This window comes from Pusillimonas sp., assembly GCF_044464525.1.
GTDB lineage: Bacteria > Pseudomonadota > Gammaproteobacteria > Burkholderiales > Burkholderiaceae_B > Pusillimonas.
Genome location: NZ_JBIQLE010000009.1, coordinates 60,776 through 84,060, shown reverse-complemented (window position 1 = coordinate 84,060; position 23,285 = coordinate 60,776). Strand labels below are relative to the sequence as shown.

Annotated in this window: 20 protein-coding genes; 8 read left to right on the top strand and 12 right to left on the bottom strand. The window is 60.1% G+C overall.

Going from position 1 to position 23,285, the window contains the following annotated elements; genetic code table 11:
* Positions 1 to 10: 10 nt before the first annotated feature.
* Genes ACIY1O_RS07115 through ompR form a run of 3 tightly spaced genes read right to left on the bottom strand, consistent with a single transcriptional unit; the run spans position 11 to position 2,753 of the window.
* Positions 11 to 562, bottom strand: a complete 552-nt coding sequence (locus ACIY1O_RS07115) for a peroxiredoxin (protein ID WP_397474395.1) — start codon at positions 560 to 562, stop codon at positions 11 to 13.
* A gap of 47 nt (positions 563 to 609) precedes the next feature.
* Complete coding sequence (locus tag ACIY1O_RS07110; protein ID WP_397474394.1) at positions 610 to 1,977, bottom strand: ATP-binding protein; 1,368 nt, start codon at positions 1,975 to 1,977, stop codon at positions 610 to 612.
* 41 nt (positions 1,978 to 2,018) lie between these two features.
* Positions 2,019 to 2,753 carry an osmolarity response regulator transcription factor OmpR gene (ompR, locus tag ACIY1O_RS07105; protein ID WP_397474393.1) on the bottom strand — a complete coding sequence of 245 codons (735 nt, stop codon included), beginning with the start codon at positions 2,751 to 2,753 and terminating at the stop codon, positions 2,019 to 2,021.
* Between the two features lie 170 nt (positions 2,754 to 2,923).
* Here ompR and tsaB point away from each other — a divergent pair, with 170 nt between their 5' ends.
* The gene (tsaB, locus tag ACIY1O_RS07100) at positions 2,924 to 4,198 is read left to right on the top strand and encodes a tRNA (adenosine(37)-N6)-threonylcarbamoyltransferase complex dimerization subunit type 1 TsaB (protein ID WP_397474392.1); all 1,275 of its coding nucleotides are present in this window, start codon (positions 2,924 to 2,926) and stop codon (positions 4,196 to 4,198) included.
* On the top strand, positions 4,173 to 5,159 hold the full coding sequence (locus ACIY1O_RS07095) for a uracil-DNA glycosylase (protein ID WP_397474391.1): 987 nt from the start codon (positions 4,173 to 4,175) through the stop codon (positions 5,157 to 5,159). Before tsaB ends, ACIY1O_RS07095 begins: the two co-directional genes overlap by 26 nt.
* Positions 5,160 to 5,165: 6 nt before the next feature.
* On the opposite strand, the gene lplT is transcribed toward ACIY1O_RS07095, so the two are convergent.
* The gene (lplT, locus tag ACIY1O_RS07090; RefSeq protein ID WP_397474390.1) at positions 5,166 to 6,470 is read right to left on the bottom strand and encodes a lysophospholipid transporter LplT; all 1,305 of its coding nucleotides are present in this window, start codon (positions 6,468 to 6,470) and stop codon (positions 5,166 to 5,168) included.
* A 331-nt stretch (positions 6,471 to 6,801) separates the two neighbouring features.
* Here lplT and smc point away from each other — a divergent pair, with 331 nt between their 5' ends.
* From smc to ligA, 3 genes are read left to right on the top strand one after another with little or no spacing between them, the layout of a single operon-like run.
* The gene (gene smc / locus ACIY1O_RS07085; RefSeq protein ID WP_397474389.1) at positions 6,802 to 10,326 is read left to right on the top strand and encodes a chromosome segregation protein SMC; all 3,525 of its coding nucleotides are present in this window, start codon (positions 6,802 to 6,804) and stop codon (positions 10,324 to 10,326) included.
* 44 nt (positions 10,327 to 10,370) lie between these two features.
* The gene (locus tag ACIY1O_RS07080) at positions 10,371 to 11,387 is read left to right on the top strand and encodes a cell division protein ZipA C-terminal FtsZ-binding domain-containing protein (RefSeq protein WP_397474388.1); all 1,017 of its coding nucleotides are present in this window, start codon (positions 10,371 to 10,373) and stop codon (positions 11,385 to 11,387) included.
* Entirely contained in the window at positions 11,384 to 13,432 is a 2,049-nt protein-coding gene (gene ligA / locus ACIY1O_RS07075) for an NAD-dependent DNA ligase LigA (protein ID WP_397474387.1), read from the top strand. Before ACIY1O_RS07080 ends, ligA begins: the two co-directional genes overlap by 4 nt.
* Positions 13,433 to 13,802: 370 nt before the next feature.
* Here ligA and ACIY1O_RS07070 read toward each other — a convergent pair whose 3' ends face one another.
* From ACIY1O_RS07070 to msrB, 4 genes are read right to left on the bottom strand one after another with little or no spacing between them, the layout of a single operon-like run.
* Positions 13,803 to 14,579 (bottom strand): peptidylprolyl isomerase, encoded by a 777-nt coding sequence (locus tag ACIY1O_RS07070; protein ID WP_397474386.1) that lies wholly within the window; start codon positions 14,577 to 14,579, stop codon positions 13,803 to 13,805.
* Between the two features lie 26 nt (positions 14,580 to 14,605).
* On the bottom strand, positions 14,606 to 14,884 hold the full coding sequence (locus ACIY1O_RS07065) for a BolA family protein (protein ID WP_397474385.1): 279 nt from the start codon (positions 14,882 to 14,884) through the stop codon (positions 14,606 to 14,608).
* Positions 14,884 to 15,459, bottom strand: a complete 576-nt coding sequence (locus ACIY1O_RS07060) for a septation protein A (protein ID WP_397474384.1) — start codon at positions 15,457 to 15,459, stop codon at positions 14,884 to 14,886. Before ACIY1O_RS07060 ends, ACIY1O_RS07065 begins: the two co-directional genes overlap by 1 nt.
* Entirely contained in the window at positions 15,456 to 15,851 is a 396-nt protein-coding gene (gene msrB / locus ACIY1O_RS07055) for a peptide-methionine (R)-S-oxide reductase MsrB (RefSeq protein ID WP_397474383.1), read from the bottom strand. The genes ACIY1O_RS07060 and msrB overlap by 4 nt, the downstream gene beginning before the upstream one ends.
* Positions 15,852 to 16,108: 257 nt before the next feature.
* Here msrB and ACIY1O_RS07050 point away from each other — a divergent pair, with 257 nt between their 5' ends.
* From ACIY1O_RS07050 to ACIY1O_RS07040, 3 genes are read left to right on the top strand one after another with little or no spacing between them, the layout of a single operon-like run.
* On the top strand, positions 16,109 to 17,146 hold the full coding sequence (locus tag ACIY1O_RS07050; RefSeq protein ID WP_397474382.1) for a branched-chain amino acid ABC transporter permease: 1,038 nt from the start codon (positions 16,109 to 16,111) through the stop codon (positions 17,144 to 17,146).
* A 2-nt stretch (positions 17,147 to 17,148) separates the two neighbouring features.
* Positions 17,149 to 18,978 (top strand): branched-chain amino acid ABC transporter ATP-binding protein/permease, encoded by a 1,830-nt coding sequence (locus ACIY1O_RS07045; protein WP_397474381.1) that lies wholly within the window; start codon positions 17,149 to 17,151, stop codon positions 18,976 to 18,978.
* Positions 18,975 to 19,751: an ABC transporter ATP-binding protein gene (locus ACIY1O_RS07040; protein WP_397474380.1), complete on the top strand. Its 777-nt coding sequence runs from the start codon at positions 18,975 to 18,977 to the stop codon at positions 19,749 to 19,751. Before ACIY1O_RS07045 ends, ACIY1O_RS07040 begins: the two co-directional genes overlap by 4 nt.
* On the opposite strand, the gene ACIY1O_RS07035 is transcribed toward ACIY1O_RS07040, so the two are convergent.
* The 4 genes from ACIY1O_RS07035 to ACIY1O_RS07020 form a co-directional block, all read right to left on the bottom strand.
* Positions 19,748 to 20,488 (bottom strand): ABC transporter ATP-binding protein, encoded by a 741-nt coding sequence (locus ACIY1O_RS07035; protein WP_397474379.1) that lies wholly within the window; start codon positions 20,486 to 20,488, stop codon positions 19,748 to 19,750. The genes ACIY1O_RS07040 and ACIY1O_RS07035 overlap by 4 nt on opposite strands.
* A 222-nt stretch (positions 20,489 to 20,710) precedes the next feature.
* On the bottom strand, positions 20,711 to 21,349 hold the full coding sequence (nth, locus tag ACIY1O_RS07030) for an endonuclease III (RefSeq protein ID WP_397474378.1): 639 nt from the start codon (positions 21,347 to 21,349) through the stop codon (positions 20,711 to 20,713).
* 15 nt (positions 21,350 to 21,364) lie between these two features.
* Complete coding sequence (rsxB, locus tag ACIY1O_RS07025; protein WP_397474377.1) at positions 21,365 to 21,994, bottom strand: electron transport complex subunit RsxB; 630 nt, start codon at positions 21,992 to 21,994, stop codon at positions 21,365 to 21,367.
* Positions 21,995 to 22,058: 64 nt separating this feature from the next.
* Positions 22,059 to 23,282 (bottom strand): polyhydroxyalkanoate depolymerase, encoded by a 1,224-nt coding sequence (locus tag ACIY1O_RS07020; RefSeq protein WP_397474376.1) that lies wholly within the window; start codon positions 23,280 to 23,282, stop codon positions 22,059 to 22,061.
* Between the last annotated feature and the right edge of the window lie 3 nt (positions 23,283 to 23,285).

The window sequence follows — 23,285 nt, the reverse complement described above, 5'->3', positions numbered from 1 at the left end:
GTTGATGGGCCTAAAGCAGCGTTGCGCCGCCAATCTGGCGGTTGCACGCGCATAGCCCGTCGGCTTGAAGGCCGTCCAGCACCCGCAGGATTTCTTCGGGGTTGCGCCCCACATCGAGGTTGTTCACCGACACGTGCTGGATGACGTTGTCGGGGTCGACAATGAACGTGGCGCGCAGTGCGACGCCCTCGGATTTGCGGCGTATGCCCAACTGGTCGATGAGCGAACCCGTTATATCGGCAAACTGGTGATGGCCAAGCTTGTCGAGTTCCGGATCTGCCCGCCGCCAGGCGAGCTTGACGTACTCATTGTCGACCGAGCCGCCCATTAGAACAGCATCGCGCTGTTCAAATTGTGCAACAAGCTGGTCAAAGCCCACGATCTCGGTGGGGCAGACATAGGTGAAGTCTTTGGGATAAAAGTAAATTACCTTCCATTTGCCGGGGAAGGAGCTTTCTGTGATGTCTTCGAAGGCCGATACGCCATTTTCTTCGGGCAGATTAAAGCCCGGTTTCACGCCTATGACCTTGAAAGGCTCAAGCTTGTCGCCTACGGTTTTCATGTGGTCTCCTGTGCGCGTCTGCAATACCAAATTATGCCTGATAGGCATCAGCCTCTGGCGCGTGGCAATTCGATGCGTGCTATCAGGCCGCCCGATGGGCGGCGCAGCAGTTTCAGTTGGCCGCCCACTTGGCCCAGAAGGCGCTCGACGATTGAAAGGCCCAGGCCGGCTCCCGACACCCCTGTGCGCGCCAACTCGCCTCGCGAGAAGGGCCGCAGCAGGCGTTCGATATCGGCTTCGGGGATGCCCGCGCCCTGGTCGGTAACTTCAATAGCCAGGGCGCCGCTTTCCTGGCGCGCCAAAAGCTGTATGTAGGCGCGGTCATCAGCAGGTGAGCGGCCGTAGCGCCGGGCGTTCTCGATAAGGTTGCTGACCACGCGCTTGAGGTCGTGCGCGGCAATCTTGGCGTACAGGTCGGGCTGGATTGACGCGGATAAATTGCCGCCCAACGATTCGGTGTGGGTTCGTTCGCGGTCGAACAGGTCGTTCAAGACCCTGGATATATTGATGCCTTTGCTGGGCACGACGCCGGCCGGGCGCGCGTACTCCATCAACTGCCCTATGCTGTGGTCGATTTGTGCCAGATCTTCGTCGATGGCCTGGCGCGCTTCGTCGCTGACCGAACTCATCTCGATCTCGAGACGCATGCGGGCCAGGGGGGTGCGCAAGTCATGAGAAATACCCGCCAACATGATCTCGCGGTCAGCTTCGGCCTGGCGCAGGTCGCGCGTCATGCGATTGAAGGCGATGTTCATTTCGCGGATTTCCAGCGGGCCTTTTTCGGGAAGCGGCGATGGGGTTTCGCCGCGCGCCAGTTGCTGCGCGACCTTCGCCAATTGGGCCAGGGGCCGGTTGACGAATCGCACACTGATAGCCGAGCCGATCAGGGCCAACAATAAGGCGGTGACGCCCCAGCCGAACCACTCGATGCCGGCTGTGAGGCCAAGCTGTTCGCGGTCAAATACCAGCCAATATTGGTCTCGATTGATCTCGAAGCTGACCCAAACCCCTGGCGCCTGGTTCACCGCCCACATGACCTGGGTGCCGGCGCCCAGTCTTTTCTTGATTTCGGACGCCACGTGATTCCAGTAATTGGAATCGGGCAGGGGTTCGAGCTGGTCGGTTTCTTCGCGCGGCTGGATGCGCAAGCTTTCTTTGGTGGCCAGATCGAGCAGCAGGGACGGCCTGACCGGGGCGGGTGCGTACACCAGGGCCGAACGCGTAATACTGACTGAGGTGGCCGCCCGTTGCGCCATTTGGGTGGCGCGAGGGCCTTCTTCCATGCTGAAGAACACCTGCAACCAGGCCCCCAGGCTGACCAGCATGAGAGCGGCCAGCAGCAAGAAGGAACGGCTGAACAGGCCCAGGCGCAGCCTGGACGTGACTTTCTTGAGTTGTCTGGAAAGACGTGGCATGCAGGCGACCGCCCAAAACTACCCGGCCCCGCCGGGGGACGTTAGCGTCCGCCGTCGGGGACGAATACATAACCCAGGCCCCAGACCGTTTGTATGAAGACCGGTTTGGAGGGGTTGGGCTCGATGAGCTTTCGCAGACGGGAAATCTGGACGTCGAGGCTGCGGTCGAAAGCTTCGTATTCGCGGCCGCGGGCCAGTTCCATGAGCTTGTCGCGCGAAAGTGGAATCTTGGGGTGGCGCGCAAACACTTTGAGGACTGAGAATTCGCCCGTAGTGATGGGCACTTGCTCGTTGTTTCGGGTGAGGGTGCGGGTGGATAAGTTGAGCACGTAGGGCCCGAACTCGATCGACTCGTTCTCTTGGCTGGGGGCGCCAGGGTGTTCTTCAGTGCCCCGGCGGCGCAGGATGGCGTTGACTCGAGCCAGCAGTTCTCGGGGGTTGAACGGCTTGGAAAGGTAGTCGTCTGCGCCCATTTCGAGCCCGACGATGCGGTCGATTTCTTCGGCCTTGGCCGTGAGCATGATGATAGGCGTATTGTCGTGCCCGCCGCGCAGCCGCCGGCAGATGGACAGGCCGTCTTCGCCGGGAAGCATGAGGTCGAGCACGAGCAGGTCGAAATGTTCTCGCTGCCAGAGCTTGCTCATTTCTTTGCCGTCTTCGGCCACGAAAACGTTGAAGCCTTGCTCCGAGAGATAGCGCCGCAGGAGATCGCGTAGCCGGGGGTCGTCGTCGACGACAAGGATTTTTCGAACGAGGGATTGGTTTTGTGTATTCATGGTCGAAAATGTAACAGGCTCGGAGAAACCCGGATAGGGGCTAGTAGCAAGAAATTACATATTAAGCGTTTGGTAGAATCAAAACCATCTAATACAACCAGCATAGCTTATCACTATTGGTCGTAAAATGGTCGGCTACAAACACCCTATATTGTACTTTTTGGAGGGGCATGGGCATCGATGGACAACAGCTTCTAGCGCTAGAGACCTCTTCCAGCGTGTGCGACGTGGCTTTGCTCTCGTCCAACGCAGAAACCGTCACGGTGCGCTCTTTGTCGCATGACGCAACCGGAGAGCACGCCGAGCGCCTGCTGCCCATGGTGGACGAGCTGCTCGGCCAGGCCGGTTTGCGCCGCACCGATCTCGATGCCGTCGCCTTTGGCCAGGGGCCCGGCGGCTTCACCGGTTTGCGCGTGGCCTGCGGGGTGGCGCAGGGCATTGCATTCGCCCTTGACCTGCCGGTTATCCCGGTGGTGTCCCTGCATGCCGCGGCGCTGCGCGAAAGCGGTGATGAACCCATACGGGTGGTGGCTCAAGATGCCCGCATGTCTGAGGTCTATGTGGCCGCATACGGCAAAGCCGCCGATCACCCCTCGGGTTGGCACGTTCTGCACGAACCTGTTTTGCTGGATATCGCCGATTTGATCCCCTGGGCGGCCGGACAGGCGCGTCAGTGGACCCGACACAACACTCCGGCGGTGAAGCTGCTTGGCGATGCGCTCGAGGCTTATCCTGAAGTGCTGCGGGAAGACGCGCTACTACAGGCTGCCCACGTGCTTCAAGGCGATATTATCCTGCGCCGGGGCGGGCCTTGGCGCGCATCGGCTGAATCGGTGGCGCGGCTTGCCTGGCCTGCGTTTCAGGCCGGCCGGACCGTACCCCCCCATCTGGCTGCGCCGCTTTATGTGCGCGACAAGGTGGCTTACACCACTGCCGAGCGCGAGCAAGGCAGGGGGGGCAACCCGCGTGCGCGGCAGGCGATTTCGATTCGGGGCATGACCGAAGCCGACATCGAAGAAGCCGCAGCGATAGAAAACGGTGTGCAGGCCTTTCCCTGGACCAGCGGCAACTTTCGGGATGCCCTTCAGTCAGGCTATGCCGGTTGGGTGGCTTGCCAAGAGGGGCGCATACAAGGGTTCGCCCTTATGATGTTCGCCCCCGACGTGGCCCATCTGCTGTTGATAGCGGTGCGGCCCGATGCCCAACGCACTGGCGTTGGCTACGGGCTGCTGCGTCATTGCGAAAGCCAGGCCGCAGCACGCGGCTTGCCGGCGCTTATCCTTGAAGTTCGCCCCTCCAACGTCCGGGCCCTGGCTTTTTATCGTAATCGCGGCTTTGCTCAAATAGGCTTGCGAAAAGACTATTATCCCGCCGAGCGGAACACCCGCGAAGACGCACTGGTGATGGAAAAAAAGCTTGATGGGACAGAGGCCGGCCGTGGTTGAGCGCATGCCTCTCGCACCGCGCCTGAGCAGCGTGCAGCGGCTCTGGCTGCTCGAGCTGGGGTTGGACCGGCCCATGTTGGCCAAGCTAGCGCCAGACAGCCCTGAGAAGCTTGCCGGCCCGGCCCGCGGCGTCGCGCCAATCGCTGCGAATTCCTCAAAGGAAAATAACCGTGCCACGGCAACCGCGGCACTTGCCGCCATGCGGCACGGAAGCGACCAGCCTCGTCCAGCCTCAACAAATTCCGTTCAGGGCCAAAGCACGCACGCAGCGCCTTCAACGGGTCCGGCACCCTTCGCGAAGGACATTCCCTCGAAAGCGCCGACCGAAGCGGCCCTGATCCCTGCCAAATCCTTGGCCGCGAACCATCCAGCGCCCGACGACGTACCGGCCGACTGGGCTGCGCTCGAGGCGCGCATCCGCGCCTGCGAAATTTGCGAACTGCACACCGGCCGGCATCGCGCCGTTGCAGGCTCGGGCGCCATTGAGGCTGTTGACTGGCTGGTGGTGGGCGAGGCGCCGGGCGAACGCGATGATCAGTCGGGCCAACCTTTTCAGGGCAAGGCTGGTGAGCTTTTGCATGCCATGCTTGGCGCGGCCGGCATCGATCCCCTTCAGGCTGTTTTCTATACCAACCTGGTTAAGTGCCGCCCCCGCAGCAACCGCCTTCCCACTGCTGCAGAAATTGCCGCTTGCAGGCCTCATTTGCACAACCAGATCATCTTGTTGCGTCCGCGGGGCATCCTGGCTTTGGGTCGGCTGGCTGCGCATGCATTGCTGGCCGACGGAAAATCCGACGGCAGATCTTTTGAAGCCCTACGGGGCCGAGTTCATGAGTTTCAGCTCTCGGAGGCAATCACCATCCCTCTGGTGGTTACCTACCATCCGGCATCGCTGTTATCGCGCCCCCGCCACAAAGCTGCAAGCTGGCAAGACCTGAACCTGGCCCGCACAGTGGCGTAAATGCGTTCAACGCAAGGCTTGCCCGTGGCCGTGCTGCCCAATCAGTTTTTGCAGCTCGGGATCGGCCTTGTGGTTGCGATGGTTCCAGCGCATGAACACCAGCATCAGCGAGGCCACCAGCAAGCCGAAGATGACGATGATCACGCCGATGCGGATATTCAGCCAAAGCATCAGGCTGTATACCGCCAGCATCAGCAGAATATTCAGTTGCTCATTGAAGTTCTGCACCGCTATTGAATGCCCGGCCGATAGCAACACATGCCCGCGATGCTGCAACAGCGCATTCATGGGCACCACGAAGAAGCCGGACAAAGCCCCTACCAGCAGCAGCAGGCCGTAGACCTCCCAGGTCTTGCTGACCAGGGGCATCATCAGCACGGCCAGGCCCATCGCCACCCCTAAAGGCAATACAGACAATGCTTTGCGCAAAGGGATCCTGCCCGCACAGATGGAGCCGAACACAGTGCCCAGCGCCGCCACCCCCATCAGTATCGACGCTTGGTCCAGCCGATAGCCCAGGTGCTGGGCGCCCCATTCGATGACGATGAATTGCAGCGTGGCCCCTGCGCCCCAGAACAGTGTCGTGACCGCCAGCGAAATCTGCCCTAGTTTGTCTGTCCAGAGTATGCGTACATAGCCGGCGAATTCGGAGATCAGCTTGAACGGGTTGGTTTGCTGTCTGGGATAGCTGACGCCGGTTTCAGGAATGAGCAGGTTGCACAGAGCAGCCAGGCAGTAGACGAAGCCGATGAGCAGGATGGCCGCCTCGGCGCGTGTGCTTACCCTGTCAGGCATCCATGAAAGGCTCAGCAGATGCTCTGAAACGCTGGGGTTGACCAGCACGCCCCCCAACACCGTACCCAGTATGATGGAAAGCACGGTGAGGCCTTCTATCCAGCTATTGCCTTTAACCAATTGATCCGGCGGCAGCATCTCGGTGACGATGCCGTATTTGGCCGGTGAATAGGCCGCCGCGCCAATGCCCACCAGCGTATATGCCGCGAAGACCAGCACCAGTTGACCCGAAACTTCCAGGCCGGTCATTTGGTAGCTGAACATCAGCAGGCATCCCGCTATCTTGACCATGTTCGTTGTGAACATCACCCGGCCCTTGGGATAAGAGTCGGCGAAGGCTCCTACGAAAGCGGCAAGCACGACATAGGCCAGGGCGAACCACCATTTCATCATCGGCGCCATCCAGTCGGGGCCTTGCAGATCGACGATGAGGGCGATGGCCGCGATCAAGAGCGCATTGTCCGCCAGAGAAGACAATGCCTGCGCCGCCATGACGAGATAAAAACCTTTCTTCAAGCGTTGTCCCGGCTAAGTGAGGAATCGTGGCAAAAGGATGGGTTGCTGGAGCAGAGCATGAGAAATTAGGCCGGCGGCGATTTGTTCAGCGTCAACATTCTGTGGGTGATACGGCGCTTGATTCGGAAAACATCGAAACAATTCACGAAAAGAGTTAAAGAGTATAGCGTCAGGCGTGCCCGCATAATCAGCTATGCCTGAAAACCGACGTTCAATCAGGCAAAATCGCCTATGGGAAGACCATTACGGTGCGGTATCATACAAACCAGTTGCCTTCGGGGTTCGCCCGGTTTCCCGCTTTGTGCCGCTATAACATTTCTGTTCATCCATTGTGCGCCTGACTCAAATAAAACTTGCCGGCTTCAAGTCGTTCGTCGAACCGACGGTCATACCCACGCCCAGTCAACTGGTTGGCGTCGTGGGCCCCAATGGCTGCGGTAAATCCAATATCATTGACGCAGTACGCTGGGTGCTGGGCGAGAGCCGGGCCTCCGAGCTTCGCGGCGAATCAATGCAAGATGTCATCTTCAATGGCTCGGGCAATCGCAAGCCGGCAGCGCGCGCCTCTGTTGAACTGGTGTTTGACAACTCAGAAGGCAGGGCCGCGGGCCAATGGAGCACGTATTCCGAAATAGCTGTGCGCCGCGTGCTGACACGCGACGGCACCAGTAGCTACTTCATCAATAATCAGCAGGTGCGCCGCCGCGACATCAACGATATATTCCTCGGCACCGGCCTGGGCAGCCGGGGCTACGCCATCATCGGCCAAGGCATGATCAACCGCCTGATCGAAGCCAAGCCTGAAGAGCTTCGCGTCTTTCTCGAAGAGGCGGCCGGCGTGTCGCGCTACAAAGAGCGTCGCCGCGAAACCGAAAACCGCCTTGGCGATACGCGTGAAAACCTCACCCGCGTCGAAGACATTCTGCAGGAACTTACCGGCCAGCTTGAAAAACTCGAGTCCCAGGCACAGGTGGCCGAGCGTTACCGGTCGCTGCAAGAAGACGGCGAACAAAAGCAGCATGCCTTGTGGTTGCTAAAAGAAAGCAACGCACGCGAAGAGCGTCAAGCCAAGTTTCTTGCCATCGAGCAGGCCCAAACTGAACTCGAGGGCGCCATCGCCGGCCTGCGCGCGGGCGAAGCAGCGCTCGAATCGCGCCGTCAGGCCCATTATGCGGCGTCTGACGCGGTGCATGCGGCCCAAGGCAAGCTGTTCGAGGCCGGCGCCCAGGTCAGCCGGCTCGAGGCCGAGATACGGCATGTTGTCGATTCGCGCAATCGCGTCCAGGCACGGCGCGGGCAGTTGCAGCAACAAATCCAAGAGTGGTCCGATCAAGAGGCGCATTGCAACGAGCAGCTCGCCCATAGCGAAGGAGAGCTCCAGACCGCAGCTGCGCGCATCGAAGAAAGCCGTGCTTTGGCCGAAGAAGCCGCGGCGGCCTTGCCCGACATCGAGACCCGGGTCAGGGCGGCGGGCTCCTCGCGCGATGAGCTGCGTGGCGTGCTGGCGCGGGTGGAGCAAAACCTGGCTCTTGTCGCCCAGGCCCAGCGCGATGCCGACCGCCAGTTGTCAGCGCTCGAGCAGCGCCGCGAGCGGCTTCAGCACGAAATGCGCGAGCTTGCGGCGCCAGATCCAGATAATCTTCATCGCTTGGCCGGAGAGCTCGCCGTTCTTGACGAGCAACTTGAAGAGGCCCAGGGCCGCCTCGTCGAACTGGAAGACCAGCTTCCCGGCCTGGATGCCCAGCGTGAGCAGGCGCATGCGGAAGCACGCGAACAATCGCAAGAGCTTTCCCGTCTCGAGGCCAGGCTGTCCGCCCTGGCCCGCCTGCAGGAAGACGTTCAAAAGCAAGGGGCGCTGCAGCCCTGGCTCGAGCAGCACGAGCTGACTCGGCTGGGCCGCCTGTGGCAAAAACTGCACGTCGAAACAGGATGGGAGCCGGCGCTCGAGGCCGTGCTGCGCGAACGCATGGCGGCGCTTGAAGTGCGGCAGCTTGAGCACGCCCGGGCCTTCGCTGCCGAACCGCCGCCGGCCAGACTGGCGTTTTATCAGTTGCCGCCGGCTTCTCCCGCTGAGGGGGCTTCGGCGGGTCTTGTGCCCTTGGCCACTTTGCTGCGCATCAGCGACGCCGACCTGCGGGCGTTGCTTAACGACTGGCTTAAAGATGTTTACATGGCCGATGACGTCGACTCGGCCTTGTCCGGACGAAATCAATTGCCGGCCGGCGGCGTCTATGTGGTCAAGGCAGGCCACATGGTCGATAGGCACAGCGTGCGCTTTTACGCACCGGACACCGAGCAGGCGGGCCTGTTGGCACGCCAGACCGAAATCGAGAACCTGCAACGCGAGACTAAAGCGCGGCAACTCCTTGCCGACGAAGCCATTGCTGGTGTGGCCAAGGCCGAGACAACCTGGCAGCAGGTTTCTCAAGCCATGGCTCCCGCACGAACCCGGGTGGGGGAACTTACCCAGCGCACACACACGCTGCGATTGGAGCATTCTCGGCTCGATCAGCAGGCGCGCCAAACCGGGGAGCGAACTTCGCGCATCCACGAAGAACTGGCCGAAATCGACATCCAATCCGAAGAGCTGCACGCAGCCCGCGAAGAATCCGAAGCCAGGTTCGAGGCTTTGGACCTGGAACTGGCCGAACATCAGACGCGCTTTTCGGATGCCGAGATGTCCGGCGAAGACTTGGCCCGTGAAGCCGATCAGGCCCGTCAGCGCCTGCGTGATTGCGAACTGGCGGTTCATGAGGCCGAGTTTGCCGAACGCTCACTACAGACGCGGCTTGCCGAATTGCGGCGCAACCTGCAGCTTGCGCAAGACCAGGTCGGGCGCGCGCGCGACGAACTCGAAGGTTTGCAGGGCGAGCTTTTCGAACTTGACGCATCGGCTGCGCAGGCAGGTCTTCAAGATGCCCTTGAAGAGCGCGCTCGATGCGAAGAGGCGCTTAATCTGGCGCGTATTGAACTGGACAACCTGGCCGCTGAACTGCGCGCAGCCGACGAAGAAAGGCTTTCCCACGAGCGTTCGCTGGAACCCAAGCGCGAACGCATCATGCAGTTGCAGTTGCAAGAGCAGGCCGCCCGCCTTGCCGTCGAGCAGTATTCAGAGCAACTGGATGCCAACGAAGTTGATCGCGAAGCCTTGGGCCGCCTGTTGGCCGAGCGCCCCGAAGATTGGCGCCGCACCGCGTGGCTCCAATCTGAAGTGCAGCGTATTTCCCGTCAGGTAGATGCCCTGGGTCCTGTCAATCTGGCGGCGCTTGATGAACTGGCCACGGCTCGCGAGCGGCGCTCGTTCCTGGGCGCCCAGCATCAAGATCTTTGCGAGGCCATCGACACGCTCGAAGACGCAATACGCAAGATCGACAAAGAGACGCGCGAGCTGTTGCAGGGCACCTTCGATGCGGTCAACACTCACTTCGGCGAGCTGTTCCCCCGCCTGTTCGGCGGCGGTGAAGCGAAGCTGGTGATAACGGGCGAAGAAATCCTTGATGCCGGCGTACAGGTCATGGCGCAGCCGCCGGGCAAGCGCAACAGCACCATCCACTTGCTGTCGGGCGGCGAGAAAGCCCTTACTGCGACAGCGCTTGTCTTTGCTCTGTTCAAGCTTAATCCGGCGCCTTTCTGCCTTCTGGACGAGGTGGACGCACCTCTGGACGATGCCAATACCGAACGTTATACGGCGCTCGTGTCCAGCATGAGCGAGCAGACTCAGTTTTTATTTATCTCTCACAATAAAATTGCCATGCAGATGGCTAGGCAGCTTGTCGGAGTCACTATGCAGGAACAAGGTGTGTCCCGCATAGTGGCTGTGGATATCGAGTCGGCCTTGCAACTGGCCGAGGCCTGATGTTTTGAAATGCTTAACAATTTACGGACGCTACGGGGCGCACAATGAGTGATTTGCAGATAGGCCTGATTTCACTGGGCGTAATCCTGATTCTGGTATTGGTGTGCTTCAATTGGTGGCAAGACCGGCGCGTCAGGCAGCGCATGCAGGAACATTTTCCCGAAGCCGACGAAGACCCCTTGATGGGCGGGCCGGCCACTGCAGGCGGACGGCGCGAGCCGGGCATCGGTGGCGGCGCGGCGCCAGAGGCCGATGTCGACGAAATTACCGAGGCCGACCCGGTTTGCGAGGCGGTCATTGATGTGGTGTTCTCACATCCAGTTGCGGGCGCCGAACTGATGACGGCCGTGCGACCTATTCAGAAAGCCGGCGAGAAGCCGGTGCGCGTGCTGGTGGAACACGAGGGCGGGCACAGCTTGCGGCTGCGTGACGGCAGCAATTATCTTTCAGTGCAACTGGCGGTGCTGCTGGCCAATCGCAGCGGGGCGCTTACCGATATCGAGTGGTCGCATCTGTGGACTACCGCTGAAGACCTTGCCGAACGTTTCGAAGGCTCGGTGGAAGGGCCCGAGCAAGACCAGGTGTTGCAGCGCGCCCGCGCGCTGGACGAACTTTGCGCGGGTCTCGATGCCCAGGTCGCGCTGGTGTTGAAGCTCGGTCAGGCCCAGCCCGTGGCGCAAGTGACACAGGCCGTCAAAGAGGCCGGTTTTGTGGGCTTCGGCAACCAGCTTGCCTGGATGTCCGAGGCGGGTGTGCCTCGATTCACATTGTTGTATGCAGGCGAACCCGCGGGCAATTTCAACTCGGCCGGAGTCGACCGGCTCGATCTGGTGCTGGATGTGCCGCGCAGCCAACCCGACGAACATGCGTTCAGCCGCATGGCTTGTGTAGGGCGCGACCTGGCGTTTCGGCTACAGGCGACCCTGGTCGATGAGCAGGGCCAGCCTGTGAATGAAAGCGCCGATCATGCCGTCGACGAGAAGCTCCATGAGCTGTACAACAATCTAGAGCAGGCGGGCTTCCCAGCGGCTGAAACTCGTACGGTCAGGCTGTTTTCGTGAGTGCGGGAAAAGAAATAGCTCCGGGCATCCAGCAAGAGCTGCAAGAGCTGCGCGACGAGATTTCCGCCCACAATCACCGCTACTATGTGCTGGATGCGCCGGTTGTCTCGGATGCCAAGTACGATGAGCTCATGCTGCGATTGCAGGCTCTTGAGCAGCAACATCCCGACCTGATCACGCCCGAGTCTCCCACCCAACGGGTGGGCGCCGCGCCGCTGGCGGCATTCGAAAGCGTGCGTCATGCCGTACCCATGCTGTCACTGGGCAATGCGTTCGAACCCGATGATATCGTCGCGTTCGACAAGCGCGTCACCGACACGTTGCGCGCGGCAGGCATGCTGCAGGAAAACGCTCAAGCCGAGTACATGGCTGAATGCAAGTTTGACGGCCTGGCCATCAGTTTGCGTTACGAGCACGGTCGCCTGTTGCGTGCAGCCACGCGCGGCGACGGCCAAGTGGGCGAAGACGTCACCAGCAATATCCGCACATTGCGTTCCGTGCCGCTCAAGCTGCGAGGCGACTTCCCCGAGGTGTTGGAGGTGCGCGGCGAGGTGCTTATGTACCGCAGTGATTTCGACGCACTCAATCAGGCTCAGCAGGCGCGAGGCGAGAAAATCTTCGTCAACCCACGCAACGCCGCCGCGGGCAGCTTGCGTCAACTAGACCCCCGGATCACGGCGCGACGTCCCTTGCGGTTCTTCGCATACGGCTGGGGGCAGATACAAGGGGACCATCCTCGCACCCAGGCGGGCGTGCTTGATTGGCTCGAGCAGTTCGGTCTTCCGGTCAACAAAGAACGCGAGGTGCTGTGCGGTGCGGAACAATTGCTTGAGTTTCACCAGCGCATGGGCCGGCGCCGGGGCGCGCTGCCGTTCGATATCGACGGGGTGGTGTATAAGGTCAATGCGCTCGACGCGCAAGAGGTGCTGGGCTACGTGGCCAGGGCGCCTCGTTTTGCCGTGGCCCACAAATATCCCGCCCAGGAAGAAACCACGCTGCTCACGGGTATCGAGGTGCAGGTGGGTCGCACCGGCGCCATCACGCCCGTCGCCCGTCTCAGGCCGGTATTCGTGGGCGGTGTTACGGTTACCAACGCCACGCTTCACAACGAAGATGAAATCCGCCGCAAGGATGTCCGGATAGGGGATACCGTCATCGTGCGGCGCGCAGGCGACGTCATTCCCGAGGTGGTGGGGCCTGTTGTGCAGTTGCGGCCCGATAACGCCGAGTTTTTCGTCATGCCCGCCGAGTGCCCGGTTTGCGGCTCGGCCATCCAGCGCCTTGAGGGCGAAGCGGTGTCGCGCTGCACAGGCGGCCTTTTTTGCGCGGCGCAGCGCAAGCAGACGCTGATCCATGCCGCGGGTCGCAAGGCGCTCGATATTGAAGGGCTGGGCGAGAAGCTCGTCGATCAGCTTGTCGATAGCGATCGCGTCCGGTCGTTGGCCGACCTGTTCAGCCTGCAGGTCGAAGAGCTGCTCCTTTATGACCGCATGGGACGAAAATCAGCGGAAAACCTCATTGTCGCCATCGATAAGGCTCGCGAGCCGTCGTTGGGCAGCCTCTTGTTCGCCCTGGGCATACGGCAAGTGGGCGAGACGACGGCGCGAGATCTTGCCTTGCACTTTGGGTCGATCGAGGCGGTAATGGCTGCGGATGAAGACGCCTTGCTTGCTGTCAAGGATGTCGGCCCTGTGGTGGCGCATTCCATTACGCAGTTTTTCGCCGAGCCGCATAATCGCGAGGTGGTTCAGGCTTTGCTCGACGCGGGGGTACGGCCGAGTGTCGATGCCGCACCTGCCGGGCGGCTGGTGCTAAGCGGCAAGACACTGGTGTTGACCGGAACGCTGCCTACGTTGACGCGCGACGAGGCGACCCGCCTTGTTCTGGCGGCGGGCGGCAAGGTCAGCGGCTCGGTGTCGAAAAAGACCAGCTATGTGGTGGCGGGCGAAGAGGCGGGCAGCAAGCTGGCCAAGGCGCAGGATTTGGGCGTGGCGGTGCTTGACGAGGCTGGGTTGATGGCGCTGCTGGAAGCCGGGGCGCCTTGAGTGTTTCGTTGCTCGTGGCAGCGAGGTGCTTGATGAGGATGGGGCGTACGCGCTTTTGACGTGGTGCCGGTGGGTGTGGCGCTGGTGAATGTGGCGGCGCTGGTATTTGGGTTCTTTAGGCGCCGTCGGCGTCGGAGGGCCTGAAACCGGACAGCGCTCGCGGTCCAGCCTTTCGGCTGGACTTCCCGCACTCAGAATATTTTGCGAGGGCGTCGCAAGAACTCAACCTCGCCGCCATGCGGCTCGGGATTCAAACAGGCTTGCGCCGTTCCCGCGCAAAATATCCTGAGCGCGGCGCTTACGATGCCCGGTTTCAGGCCCTCCGACGCCGACGGCTTGGCATGGGGTGAGTGACGGGCGGCGCCGCCTTTTATTTGACGTTGGCGGACGTCATGAGTTCTTGCTGGAATTGCACAAGCTTTTCCTGACGCAGCATTTCTTCGATTTGCGGCTTGACGTCGTCGAGGGCGGGAAGCGAGATTGGGCGGCTGTCTTCGAGCTGGATGATGTGCCAGCCGAACTGGCTCTGGACGGGTGCGTCGGTCATGTCGCCTTTTTTGAGGCTTTCGACGGCCTGGGCGAACTCGGGCACGTAATTGCCGCTGGGGGCCCAGCCCAGGTCGCCGCCGTTGGCGCCGCTGCCTGGATCGATCGAGTCTTTTTTGGCTGCCGCGTCGAACGTGGTTTTCTTGCTCTTGATCGAGGCGATGATGTCTTTGGCGGCTTGTTCTTCTTCTACAAGGATGTGGCGTACCTTGTATTCGTGGCGGTTTTCCTGGGTCTTCTTGATTTCGTCGTACTCGGCCTGGATATCGGCGTCGGTGACAGGGTGCTTTTCAAGGTAATCGGACATCAGGGCGCGCACCAGGATGCCCTGGCGGGCCAGTTCAATTTCCTGCTTGACTGCCGCCTGTTTGTCCAGGCCGGCCTTCTCGGCTGCTTGCACGGCGACGGTGCGGCCAATCATTTCCTGCTTGACCCTCTCGCGCAGTTGCGGGGAATCTTGTGCGCCTTGTTCGACGAGCAAGGCAACGAAATCGTCGAGCTGCTTCTGGGTTATGGCCTTGTCATTGACGGTGGCGATGTTCTGAGCATAAAGGGGAAGGGAGATGGCGCAGCTTGCGACAATCAGAGCGAGTCGTTTCATAAGTACCTTCTGAGCGATTTGGCGGGTTAGGTTTTGCTGGTCACGATGGCCAGGGCATGGATGGGGTGGGGGATGAGATCGTGCACGCGATCATACACGAGGCGATGCCGGGCCAGCGAGCTGAGGCCGGTAAATTGCGGTGTGTCGATAACGACCCGAAAGTGGCTGGCGCCATCGCGCGCACCGGCATGGCCGGCGTGCAAATGAGACTCGTCGATGATGTCGAGGCTGGTGGGCTCGAGCGCCGTTAGGCGCTCGCGCAACAAGACGGCACGTTCGGCCTTGACGGAATCAGAAATGGACATCAGGTGTTTTCCTTGTTGCCGGGCAGGGGTTGGCGGTCGTCTTCTTTGATGTGGCGCCCCAGCCAGAGGGACTGGGCAATGACGAATACGATCATCAGGGCCATCAGGCCGAACACCTTGAAGTTGACCCACTGCGCTTCGGTAAAGCGCCCGGAAAAAGCGACGTATAGATTAAGGGCGCCGGAAAGCACGAAAAAGCCCGCCCAGCTAAGATTGAGCTTGTCCCAGATGGGTTCTTCCAGCCTAATTTGAGCGCCCATGACTTTTTGCAGCAGGTTGCGCTTGAATATCCAGCGGCCACCCAGCAAAATCGCCGCGAACAGCCAATAAAGCACGGTGGGCTTCCATTTGATGAAAGCATCGTTGTGCAGCAATAAAGTAGCGCCGCCAAACACCACGATCACGGTAAGATTGATCCAGTGTGTGGTTTCGATGGCCTTGCCGCGCAGCTTGATCCATAAGATCTGTGCCACGCTGGCCGCCATGGCCACCGCTGTGGCGGTATATATGTCGTAAAACTTGAACGCCAGAAAAAAAAGTATTAACGGGAAAAGGTCGAAGAGGAATTTTTTCATTCAGACGGTTCGAAATTAAGGGAAAGCGAGTTGATGCAATACCGCAGGCCGGTGGGCGGAGGGCCATCGGGGAAAACGTGCCCCAGATGAGAATCGCATACATTGCATAGAACTTCGGTGCGCACCATGCCGTGAGACGCATCTTTTTCTTCGCGGACCAGTTCCGGGTCAAGGGCTTCGAAGTAGCTGGGCCAGCCGCAACCCGCATCGAACTTGGTGTCAGAGGCGAACAGGGCGGTGCCGCAACCTACGCAACGATAGATGCCCGATTGATCAGTATTCCAGTAGCGGCCCGAAAACGGCCGTTCGGTGCCTTTTTGCCGCGTAACGTAATATTCTTCCGGAGACAGTTGAGCGCGCCATTCGGCGTCGGATTTATGGACTTTTTGCATGAAAATACCTTGTGCCTGAACAAAATGCCGAAGCATTCCCTATGTTAATCGACTTTGAAATGCGATGTCGGTTCCCTGCTGTGCTTCAATACGGGCAAGGAAAAGGCTGTCGGTCAAAGTGAAAACCTGCCATATGCAGGGAATCCCCTAAAAGACTTTGCAATTTTTTCTCTCCATAATTCCAAGTTAGCACAAGCCTGAAATGTATTTCAGGCTAACAGTTGTGCTGCCTAATTGACTTAACTAGTGTGGCAGGGATGGATTCAACGATAATATTAATATTGCTTCAGGATGGCGTCTTGAATGGCGCCGTCTATGCACTGCTGGGCCTGGCCCTGGTGCTGGTCTTCCTGGTTACGCGGGTCATCTTCATCCCGCAGGGCGAATACGTTGCCTACGGGGCGCTGACACTCGCCTTTCTTGTAAATGGCCAGATCCCCGGCACGGTCCTGCTGTTGCTCATCGTCGGTATCGTCGTATTCATCGCCGACCTGATCGCAGCGCTGCGCCACCGCGAATGGGCCTCTTTGCCCAAAAAGGCCGTCTGGTCGCTGGCGCTGCCCCTGGTGCTGTACTTTGCCGCGCCATATATCGTCAGCACCACCACGCCTTTGTGGGTCAACGTGCTTTATTCGTTGGCGCTGGTCATCCCGCTTGGCCCCATGGTGTATCGCCTGGTATACCAGCCTGTGGCCGAGGCCAGCGTACTGGTGCTGCTTATCATCTCGGTGGCGGTCCACTTTGCCATGACCGGCCTGGGCCTGGTCTTCTTTGGCGCCGAGGGCTGGCGCACGCCTCCGTTCATGGAGGGTGAAATCCAGATGGGCGCGATCTCGTGGTCGGCGCAAACCTTCTTCGTGCTGGCCACCTGCGCGCTGCTGATCATTGCGCTATGGATCTTCTTCGGCAAGACCCTGTATGGCCGCGCTTTGCGTGCCACGGCCGTCAACCGGCGCGGCGCAAGGCTGGTGGGCATCAGCACCAGCATGTCGGGCAACCTGACATTCACGCTGGCGGCCGCCATCGGCGCGCTGTCAGGCATGCTGATCTCCCCCGTCACCACCATCTATTACGATACCGGCTTCCTCATCGGCCTCAAGGGCTTCGTGGCAGCCATCATCGGCGGGCTGGGCAGCTATCCCCTAGCGGCCATCGGTGCGCTGTTTGTCGGCATTCTCGAGGCATTCTCGTCGTTCTGGGCAAGCGCCTATAAAGAGGTCATTGTGTTTACCCTGATCATTCCTGTATTACTGTGGCGCTCGTTCGGCACAACTCACGTTGACGACGAGGAGTAATCATGAACCGCATCATCCTGATTGTTTTCCTCGTCATCATGGCTGTGTTGCCCGCTTGGTCCGGCACGCCTGAATTCTGGATTACACAACTCAACTACATCGGGCTGGCCGCTTTGGTCGTGCTGGGTTTAATTTTGCTTACCGGGGTTGGCGGCCTTACGTCATTCGGGCAAGCGGCTTTCGTAGGCATCGGCGCCTATGCCACCGCCTATCTCACCACCGCCTCGGGCTGGTCGCCCTGGTTTGCGTTGTTTGCCGGCCTGGCGATTACCTTTGTGGTTGCCTATATTTTGGGCGCCATCACCTTGCGGCTATCGGGGCACTACCTGCCCTTGGGCACCATCGCCTGGTGCCTGTCGCTGTATTACTTGTTCGGCAACCTGCAGTTTCTGGGCCAGTACGATGGTATCGCCGGTATCCAGCCTATCTACTTTCTGGGCTTGTCGCTGCGTGACGGCCGCGACATCTATTACCTGATCTGGCTGGTGGTGCTGCTGTCCATGTGGGCCACGCGCAACCTGCTCGACTCCAGGCCCGGGCGCGCCATCCGGGCGCTAAGAAGCGGCGGCGGCATGGCCGAGTCCTTCGGCATCAACATGGCGTCGTACAAGGTCATTATTTTTGTCTATTCGGCTTTGCTTGCGTGTTTGTCCGGATGGCTATATGCCCACATGCAGCGTGCGGTCAGCCCCAGTCCCTTCGGCCTGAACTACGGTATCGAATACCTCTTCATGGCCGTGGTGGGGGGCACCAGCGTATGGGGCGCCATCATCGGCTCAGGCCTGATCCTCACGCTCAAGGACCAAATCCAGAACGTGTTGCCCAAGATCATCGACACCACAGCCAACTTCGAGCTCGTTGTCTTTGGCATCTTGATGATCCTGGTGCTGCAATACGCGCGTGAAGGCGTCTGGCCCATCATTGCCAATCGGTGGGCCGACATTACCGGTCAGGCCAAAACGCGGCGCAGCGGCGGCGCTCCTGCGGAAGCGCCCGCGTTGCCGCAGAGGCAGCGCCCCGAAGCCGGCAAGATCGTGCTCGAGGTTGACGCCGCACGTAAAGAGTTCGGCGGCCTGGTGGCGGTAAACGATATCAGCTTCAAGCTCAAGGCAGGCGAGATCATGGGCCTTATCGGCCCCAACGGCGCCGGCAAAAGCACCACCTTCAACCTGATCACGGGTGTTCTGCCCGCTACCAGCGGCAAGATCAACTTCCAGGGCAACCGTCTCGACAAAATGCCCTCGCGTGAAATCGCCAAGCTGGGCGTGGGCCGCACTTTTCAGCACGTACAACTGCTGCCCACCATGACGGTGCTTGAAAACGTGGCCCTGGGCGCCCACTTGCGCAGCGAGGTCGGCGTCCTGCCCGCCGCCCTGCGCATCGATCGTCGCACCGAGGCCGCCTTGCTGCACGAGGCCGCCAAGCAATTGCAGCGCGTAGGTCTGGGCGATTATCTGTACGAACAGGCGGGTAACCTGGCCCTGGGTCAGCAGCGCATTCTCGAGATCGCGCGAGCATTGGCGGCCGATCCGATACTGCTGCTGCTCGACGAGCCTGCGGCGGGTTTGCGCTATAAAGAAAAACAAGAGCTCGCCCAGGTGCTTGATCAATTGCGCAAAGAGGGCATGAGCATCCTGCTGGTCGAGCATGACATGGATTTTGTCATGAACCTTACCGATCACCTGGTCGTGATGGACTTCGGCACCAAATTGGCCGAAGGCACACCCGCCGACATCCAACAAAACCCTGTCGTGCTCGAGGCCTATCTAGGAGGCGTCGATGACGAACTCGAGACCCCCGACAACCCGGCAACCGCAGGAGGCACAGCATGAGCACGGCCGAGCTACAACCAGTGTTGAAGGTCGAAGGCCTCAGCACGCAGTATGGCAAGGTACACGCCCTGCTCAATGCCAACATCACCGTGGCGCCAGGCAGCATCGTCACAGTTATTGGCGGCAATGGCGCAGGTAAATCCACCTTGCTCAATTCCATCATGGGCTCGCTGCCTTCGGCGGGCAGCAGTGTGGGTTCGGTGCAATACCTGGGCCAGCAGATCAGCGGCTGGAACGTCGAGCGTCGAGTTGGCGGCGGCATGTCGCTGGTGCCCGAGCTGCGCGAGCTGTTCGGCAGCATGACCGTCGAAGACAACCTGCTGCTCGGAGGCTTCCGACTGTACCGCGCGCGCCAGGCCGGCTGGAAAGAAAAGCTCGATGAGGTCTTCGACATCTTTCCAAGGCTGCGCGAACGCCGTCAGCAGCAAGCGGGTACGCTTTCGGGGGGCGAACGCCAGATGCTGGCCGTCGGCCGCGCGCTGATGGCCCAGCCCAAGCTACTGATGCTCGACGAACCAAGCCTGGGCCTGGCCCCGCGCATCGTGCGCGAGATCTTCCAGATTATTTCCAGGTTGCGCAGCACGGGCGTATCTATCTTGCTGGTCGAGCAAAATGCGCGTGCGGCCCTTCAGGTGGCCGATTACGGCTATGTGCTTGAAACCGGCGAAGTGGTGCTTGAAGGCGCCGCCAAAGAGCTGGCCCACAACCCCCGCGTGATTGAAAGCTATCTGGGGCTGGGCAAGAAAGGCCAAGAGACCGAATTGGCCTCTTAGCCGCCCAACATGAGGCCGAAGGTGTCTTGTTTGGAGGCTAATGAATCGGGAGCGGCCTGGTCTACGACCTGGCCGTTTTGCATGACGTAGAAGCGGTCGGCAAGATGGCCCGAGAAGTTGAGATTCGGCTCGATGAGCAGCACCGTATAGCCCATGTTGCGCAGTTGTTCGATCGTGTCGGCCAGGTTCTGGACCATGACCGGCGCCAGCCCATCGGTGATGTTATCCAATAAAAGCAGGTTGGCCCCAGTGCGCAAAATACGCGCGATGGCGAGCATTTGCTGTTCACCACCCGACAGGCGGGTACAGGGCAGGTGTCGACGCGGATAAAGGTGGGGGATGAGTTCGTAGATTTCGGCCAGCGACATGCCGCCACCGAGGGTGTCTTCGGTGTTTGAGGGCAACAGCAGGTTTTCTTCGCACGACAGGCCGACCGAAATGCCTTTGCCCGGGCCGCAATAGCCCACCCCCAGGTGCTGGATTTTATCCGCAGTCTGGTGGATGGATTCGGCGCCGTGGATGCGCACCGACCCCTTGCGCGACGGAGTTTGCCCCATGATGGCCCGCAGCAATGAGTCGTGGCCCGAGCCGGGCTGTCCTAGAAGTGCTGCAACTTGCCCGACGCCCACTGTGAGATCGACGCCTCGTAGCACGTGGGCGTCTTTATGCCAGGCGTGCAGGCCGATGGTCTCAAGAGCGGGGACATTTGATGCCGCAGCTGCGGGATGCTCATTCATTTTATTGATTATCAAACATGGCTTACAGCTTTGTTTAGGGGCGATAAGCGCATTGACCCGGGCCCTCGATATCTTGATCGGCAACGCGCAAAAAATTCGCAGTTTATGTAGTGCTTCCTCTAGTATGAAATTTTCTTTTAGCGAACACTATGGGGGTTTCTCATAGGCTATGGAAAACCCCAGGGCATGCGATTTCGGCGTGCGAAGAGATAGCGCGAAGCCTCAGCGGGCTGGTGTCTTGTGCTTATAGTCGCACAGGTCGGCAATGCCGCATTGTGGGCATTTCGGCGTTCGTGCCACACAGACGTAGCGCCCATGCAGTATCAGCCAATGGTGGGCGTCCTGCAAAAATTCCTTGGGCACGTGTTTTTCAAGCTTGCGCTCCACTTCCAACACTGTCTTGCCCGGCGCAATGCCGGTTCGGTTGGATACTCGGAAGATATGGGTGTCGACCGCGATCGTGGGAATGCCGAAGGCGGTGTTGAGCACCACGTTGGCGGTCTTGCGGCCCACGCCCGGCAGGGCCTCAAGGGCCGCGCGGTCGCAGGGCACTTTGCCGCCATAGTGCTCCAGCAATATCTGACAGGTCTTCAAGACATTCTGCGCTTTTGTCTTGTAGAGCCCGATCGTCCTTACGTATTGGGTGAGCTGTTCAAGGCCCAAATCGACCAGGCCTTGCGGGGTGCCATGCTCTGGAAAGAACTTGGCGGTTGCCAGGTTAACCGACCTGTCTGTGGCCTGGGCCGACAGAATTACGGCGATCAGCAACTGGAAAGTCGATTCATAATGAAGTTCGGTGGTGGGAGAGGGGTTGGCAGCCCGGAAGCGTTCGAATATTTCTTGGCGTTTCTGTTTGTTCATGGGTCAAGCCGCACATCAGGCGGTAGCTCGCCGCGCGCGTGCGCGAGCCAGGGCGGCGGCGATGATCTTTTGCTTGGTGTCGTCATCATGGTTTGCCGCGGCGCTCAAGCCGGCCTTGTTGGCCAGTGTGCGTGCAGCCAGCGATGACGTTTCAGTGTGTTGGGCCTGCAGCCGCTGTTGCCGGGCCTGGTGATGCAGCCGGGCCTGATTGGCATGGGCGGCCGTCCATTCATATTCGGCCGGCTTCATCTGGATGCAGTCGACGGGGCAGGGGGGCAGGCACAGGCCGCAGCCTGTGCACTGGTCGGAAATGACTGTGTGCATGAGCTTATTGGCCCCGACGATGGCATCGACCGGACAGGCTTGTATGCACAGCGTGCATCCAATGCAATGCGACTCGTCTATATGGGCCAGATGCAGGGGCTGATGCTTGCCACAAGAAGTATCCAGCGGGGTTTCGGGTCGGGACAACAGCCCGGCCAGCGCCGCAATGCCTTCCTGTCCGCCGGGAGGGCAGCGATTGATGTGCTCGCCTTCGTGGGCGATGGCGTGGGCGTATGGCCGGCATCCCTCGTAGCCGCATTGCGTACATTGCGTCTGCGGCAGCAGGGCATCGATCTGGTCGACGAGGGATGGCATTGTCATGACAAAAAAAGGGGGCGTGACGCCCCCGGTTCTATTATTCGGGGGCAAGCCCCTATAAGGCTGGTTAAGTTTGGCGAATGAACTTACTGATTTTAGGACAAATCGTCTTACGCCACCGGCGCCCCGAGAAAATGCCGTAATGCCCCGCGCCGGGCACCGTGTAATGCTGCTTGCGGCTGCTGGGAATATTCTTGCACAGTTTTTGCGCAGCCCGAGTTTGCCCCAGCCCCGATATGTCGTCGAGCTCGCCCTCGATCGTCATGAGAGCTGTGCGGGTGATGGCGGCCGGGTCGACCAGCCGGCCGTCGATTTCCCATTCGCCCCGAGGCAGCCGGAACTCTTGGAAAACCGTGCGGATGGTATCCAGGTAGAACTTGGCCGGCATGTCCAGCACGGCGTTGTATTCATCGTAAAAACGGCGATGCGCCTCGGCGTCTCCATCGTCGCCCTTGACCAGATCGAGATAGAAATCGTAGTGCGAGCGCAGGTGCCGCTGCGGGTTCATGGCGACGAAGCCGGTGTGCTGCAGAAAACCCGGATATACGGCTCGGCCGGCGCCCGGATAACGTGGCGGGACGCGATGGATGAGGTTGTCTTCGAACCACGAATAGGGCTTGGTGGTGGCCAGTAGATTGACTTCTGTCGGCGACTCGCGCGGATCGATCGGACCGCCCATCATGACCATGCTGGCCGGCGTACAGGGGTCGTTTTCAGCGGCCATGAGCGAGACGGCCGCCAGGACAGGCACGGTAGGCTGGCAGACGGCAATGACATGGACTTCAGGGCCGAGATGCTGGATGAACTCGCGCACGTAGCGCACGTAGTCGTCGAGATGGAAAGAACCCTTGCTTAGCGGCACCATGCGCGCATCGATCCAATCGGCAACGTAGATGTCGTGCGCAGGCAACAGCGCCCTGACGGTGTCGCGCAGCAAAGTGGCGTGGTGGCCCGACAATGGCGCGACCAGCAGCACCGTGGGGTCGCGCGGTCGGTCGGCGGGTAAGCGACGCTGAAAGTGAATCAGGTTGCAAAAAGGCTTTTTCAACACAGCCTTGTCGCGCACCGCAATATTCTTGCCGTCCACCAGGGTGGATTCCAGGCCCCAAGCGGGCTTCTCGTAATCTTTGCCCAGCCTGTGAATAAGCTCATAGCCGGCTGCTATATGGCGCGACAATGGCGTGTATGCCAAAGGACTGTAAGGATGCGAAAACAGCTGTGAGCCGGTGTCTGTGAAGGCCGAAAGCGGGGTCAGGAACGAGCGCTGGAGTTCGTGCAGGTCGTAGAGCATGAA